We start from the raw sequence: 4,951 nt of genomic DNA, 5'->3' as shown, positions 1-4,951 counted from the left end.
CGGTGACACGACCGATCTGCACGCTGACGGCAATCTGGCGAGCCGATAGCCCGACCTCGAACTTGAGACGAAGTACTTCGCGAATCTTACGCATGGATAAACGCTCCACGACGACCTCTCTGCTTCGAAAAAGAGGTCGATGGTAGTGAAGAAATCCTGCGTTACTGCCTGCCCGGTTGAGTGGCCGGATGGCCGTGGAATCAGTGGTCGGATACGCGTGGAATGGGTGGCCGGATCACCGTGGAATCGGTGGTCAGATGCTCATGGAATGGGTGGCCAGATGACCGTGGAATCCGCAATCAACGGGCGCCAGCTCGTCGATCTGTTGATCGAACACTGGGGCGATATTCCACCGGAGTTTCGTGAGCGGCTCGGTCTGAAACCTGGCTTGGTTTTGGCATGATCCACCTCACCGAGGCTTGGCCCATTTCCGGCAAACCTTGGGTGAAGGATGCCGTATCGTTTTTCAGGGAGAGAAAACCATGACCACGCCCAACCAACTCGTCATCTTCGAATCGAGCGGACAGCCGGTGCAGGTGCGGTTGGAGGGCGAATCCATCTGGCTGACGCAGCGCCAGATGGCCGAGGTCTTTGCCACCACGCCGGAAAACGTGCTCATGCACCTGAAGAACATCTTCCGAGATGGCGAGCTGGAGGAAGCGGCAACCACTAAGGATTTCTTAGCAGTTCAAACCGAGGGGCGTCGGCAGGTGCAGCGTCGCCTCAAGCACTACAACCTCGACGCCATCATCTCGGTGGGTTACCGGGTCAACTCCAGCCGCGCCACGCGCTTTCGCCAATGGGCCACGCGGGTGCTGCGCGAGCATCTGACCCAGGGCTACAGCCTGGACCGGCAGCGCTTCGAGCAAAACGCCGCCGAGCTGGAAGCGGCGCTAGCGCTGGTGAAGAAGGCCGCTGCCGGTGAGGCGCTGACCGCCGAGCAGGGCCGCGGGCTGGTGGATGTGATTGCGCGCTACACCCAGACCTTTCTGTGGCTGCAACGCTATGACGAGGGGCTGCTGACCGCACCGGCGGGCAGTCCGGGCGGCGTGCTGCCGACACTGGATGAGGCCCGTGCCGCCATTGCGCGACTGAAGGCTGACCTGATGGCGCGTGGCGAGGCTTCCGAGCTCTTCGGGCGCGAGCGCGGCGATGCCTTTGCGGCCCTGCTCGGCAATCTGGACCAGACGGTGTTCGGCGAGTCGGCCTATCCCACGGTGGAAACCAAGGCTGCGCACCTGCTGTATTTCGTTATCAAGAACCATCCATTCGCGGACGGCAACAAGCGCAGCGGGGCCTTCCTGTTCGTGGACTTTCTGGCACGCAACGGGCGCCTGCTGCGTAACGGCGAACCGGTGATCAACGACGTGGGCCTGGCGGCGCTGGCGCTGCTGGTGGCGGAGTCCGACGCCAAGAACAAGGACGTGATGATCCGCCTGATCGAGAACATGCTCGCCCTGCCGGGCGGCGGGGACGAGGGATAGACGCATGGCATTTCTGTCCGAGGCCGAGATTGAGAGCGCGCTGCTGGATCAGCTGCGCGCGCTTGGTTATCGCATCGAGCGCGAAGAGGACATCGGCCCCGACGGCCATCGTCCTGAGCGCGAGAGCCACGACGAGGTGGTGCTGCGCGGGCGGTTCGAGGACGCCGTTGCCCGCCTGAACCCCGGCGTGCCGCCGGAGGCGCGGCAGGACGCGATCCGCAGGGTCACGCAGTCCGAACTGCCCGCCCTGCTCGAAGAAAACCGCCGCCTGCACCGGCTGATGACGGAGGGCGTGGACGTCGAGTACTACGCCGACGACGGAACGCTGACCGCCGGCAAGGTGGCACTGATCGACTTCGAACAGCCGGAGAGCAACGACTGGCTGGCGGTGCGCCAGTTCACGGTGATCAATGGCCAGAACACCCGCCGGCCCGACGTGGTGGTGTTCGTCAACGGCCTACCGCTGGCGGTGATCGAGCTCAAGGCGCCGGGTAGCGGGAACGCCACGCTGGCCGGTGCCTTCAACCAGTTGCAGACCTACAAGCAGCAGATCCCCCAGCTGTTCCATACCAACGCGCTGCTGGTCACGTCCGATGGCATTTCCGCCCGGGTGGGATCGCTGTCGGCCGACCTGGAGCGCTTCATGCCGTGGCGCACCACGGACGGCATGGAGATCGCGCCCAAGGGCGCGCCGGAACTGCCGACACTGATCGAAGGCGTGTTCGAGCACCGGCGGCTGCTCGATCTGCTGCGCGACTTCACGGTCTTTGGCGAGACGGGTTCCGGGCTGGTGAAGATCATCGCCGGCTACCACCAGTTCCACGCGGTGAAGAAGGCCGTGGACTCCACGGTGCGCGCGGCCATGCTGGTGCAAGGCGTGGCGGAAGACCCGGCCGAATATGGCTTGCCGAGCGTGAAGACCCAGCGCCCGGGTGACCGGCGCGCGGGGGTGATCTGGCACACGCAGGGCTCCGGCAAGAGCCTGCTGATGGCCTTCTACGCAGGGCAGCTGGTCAAGCACCCAGCGATGGAGAACCCCACACTGGTGGTGCTGACCGACCGCAACGACCTGGACGACCAGCTCTTCGCCACCTTCTCGATGTGCCGCGACCTGATCCGGCAGACGCCGGTGCAGGCGGAAAGCCGCGAGCACCTGCAGTCCCTGCTCAACCGGGCGTCGGGCGGCGTGATCTTCACCACCCTGCAGAAGTTCGGCGAAGTCACGGAGCCGCTGACCACACGCCGCAACGTGGTGGTGATTGCCGACGAAGCGCACCGCAGCCAGTACGGCTTCAGGGCCAGGGTGGACGTGAAGACCGGCGAAGTCTCCTACGGCTTTGCCAAGTACATGCGCGATGCCCTGCCGAACGCCTCCTTCATCGGCTTCACCGGCACGCCCATCGAGGCGGATGACGTCAACACCCCGGCAGTGTTCGGCCACTACATCGACATCTACGACATCAGCCGCGCGGTCGAAGACGGCGCCACGGTGCCGATCTACTACGAGTCCCGCCTGGCGCGCCTGGAACTGGACGAGGAGGAAAAGCCGAAGATCGACGCCGAGATCGAGGACATCCTCGAAGACGAAGAGGAGCCTACCCGCGAGCGCGTCAAGCAGAAATGGGCCACGGTGGAGGCGCTCGTCGGCGCGGACAAACGCCTGCGACTCGTCGCCGCCGACATCGTGCAGCATTTCGAAAGCCGCGTGGCCGCGCTGGACGGCAAGGCCATGGTGGTGTGCATGAGCCGGCGCATCTGCGTGGCGCTCTACAACGAGATCGTCAAATTGCGGCCGGACTGGCACAGCCCGGACGACAACGCCGGCGCGGTCAAGATCGTGATGACGGGGGCGGCCAGCGACCCGCCCGAGTGGCAGCCGCACATCGGCAACAAGGCCCGGCGCGACCTGCTGGCCAAACGCGCGCGCGACCCGAAGGATCCGCTCAAGCTGGTGATCGTGCGCGACATGTGGCTGACCGGCTTCGACGCGCCCTGCATGCACACCATGTACGTGGACAAGCCGATGCGCGGCCACGGCCTGATGCAGGCCATCGCGCGCGTCAACCGCGTGTTCCGCGACAAGCCTGCCGGGCTGATCGTGGACTACATCGGCATCGCGCAGAACCTGAAGTCGGCGCTGGCGCAGTACTCGCCGAAGGACCGCGAAAGCACCGGCATCGACGAGGCCGAGGCCATTGCGGTGATGATGGAGAAGTACGAGGTCGTACGCGACATGTTTCACGGCTTCGACTACCGCATCGCACTGAATGGTACGCCACAGGAGCGCCTAGCGATGATGGCTGGCGCCATCGAATGGATTCTGGACCTGCAGCAACAGTTGGCGGCCAAGGAGACAACCAAAGAAGGCAAGAAGAACGCCCACCGCCGCTACCAGGACGCTGTGCTCGCCTTGTCCAAAGCGTACGCTTTGGCGTCTGCCTCTGACGAGGCCCAGCAAATCCGCGAGGAGGTCGGCTTCTTCCAGGCCATCCGCGCCGCGTTGGTCAAGAGCGGCACCGGACCGGGCGTGGCCCCGCAGGAGCGCGAGCTGGCCATCCAGCAGATCGTCAGCCGCGCCGTGGTGTCCACCGAGATCGTGGACATCCTGCAGGCCGCCGGGCTCAGGAGCCCGGACATTTCCATCCTCTCGGACGAGTTCCTCGCCGAGGTGCAGCAGATGGAGAAGAAAAACCTGGCTCTGGAGGCCCTGCGCAAGCTCATCAACGACGGCATCCGCTCGCGCAGCAAGGCCAACGTGGTGCAGACCAAAGCGTTCTCCGAGCGGCTGGAGGATGCGGTGGCCCGCTACCACGCCAACGCCATCACCACCGCCGAGGTGCTGCAGGAACTGATCCAACTGGCCAAGGACATCCGCGCGGCGCGCCAGCGCGGCGAGGAGTCCGGCCTGTCGGAAGAAGAAATCGCCTTCTACGACGCCCTGGCCGAGAACGAAAGCGCGGTGCAGGTGATGGGCGACGACCAGCTCAAGGTGATCGCCCACGAGCTGCTGATGAGCCTGCGCGAGAACGTGACGGTGGACTGGGCGCACCGGGAATCGGCCCGCGCCCGCATGCGGGTGCTGGTCAAGCGCATCCTGCGCAAGTACGGCTACCCGCCGGACCTCCAGGATGCCGCCGTGCAGACGGTGTTAAGGCAGGCGGAGGCGTTGTCGTCGACTTGGTCGTTGTCGCGTCACGGGGTAACCACCTGAACGGCTGACGGGGGTAGGAATGAGGTGAGACTGCGGTACAGCGCTCAGTTCTTCCCCCTTCGCCCAGCACGCTAAGCCACTGATGTAGCTTGCTTTTCCGTTCGCTAGGGAAACTCTGAAAAAGACTTCCTGATTTGGCAAAATCCGTCGACTTTACCCGCCCGAGCTTTCCGATGAAGCAGATGACCTTCGCCGACGCCGAGTACGCCGGCAAGCGCAAGCAGACCCGCAAGGAACTGTTCCTGATCGAAATGGA

Annotated in this window: 3 protein-coding genes; all 3 read left to right on the top strand. The window is 64.5% G+C overall.

Annotated elements, in window-relative coordinates:
- Nucleotides 1-280: 280 nt before the first annotated feature.
- The 3 genes from H165_RS20125 (at nucleotide 281) to H165_RS0117760 (ending at nucleotide 4,695) form a co-directional block, all read left to right on the top strand.
- Nucleotides 281-403 (top strand): hypothetical protein, encoded by a 123-nt coding sequence (locus tag H165_RS20125; RefSeq protein WP_017940278.1) that lies wholly within the window; start codon nucleotides 281-283, stop codon nucleotides 401-403.
- Between the two features lie 79 nt (nucleotides 404-482).
- Entirely contained in the window at nucleotides 483-1,484 is a 1,002-nt protein-coding gene (locus H165_RS0117765) for a virulence RhuM family protein/type II toxin-antitoxin system death-on-curing family toxin (RefSeq protein ID WP_017940277.1), read from the top strand.
- 4 nt (nucleotides 1,485-1,488) lie between these two features.
- Nucleotides 1,489-4,695, top strand: a complete 3,207-nt coding sequence (locus H165_RS0117760; protein ID WP_017940276.1) for a type I restriction endonuclease subunit R — start codon at nucleotides 1,489-1,491, stop codon at nucleotides 4,693-4,695.
- The last annotated feature ends 256 nt before the right edge of the window (nucleotides 4,696-4,951 follow it).

The organism is Pseudomonas thermotolerans DSM 14292, from assembly GCF_000364625.1.
Classification (GTDB): Bacteria; Pseudomonadota; Gammaproteobacteria; order Pseudomonadales; family Pseudomonadaceae; genus Aquipseudomonas; species Aquipseudomonas thermotolerans.
This window is presented reverse-complemented; position numbering and strand designations above follow the sequence as displayed.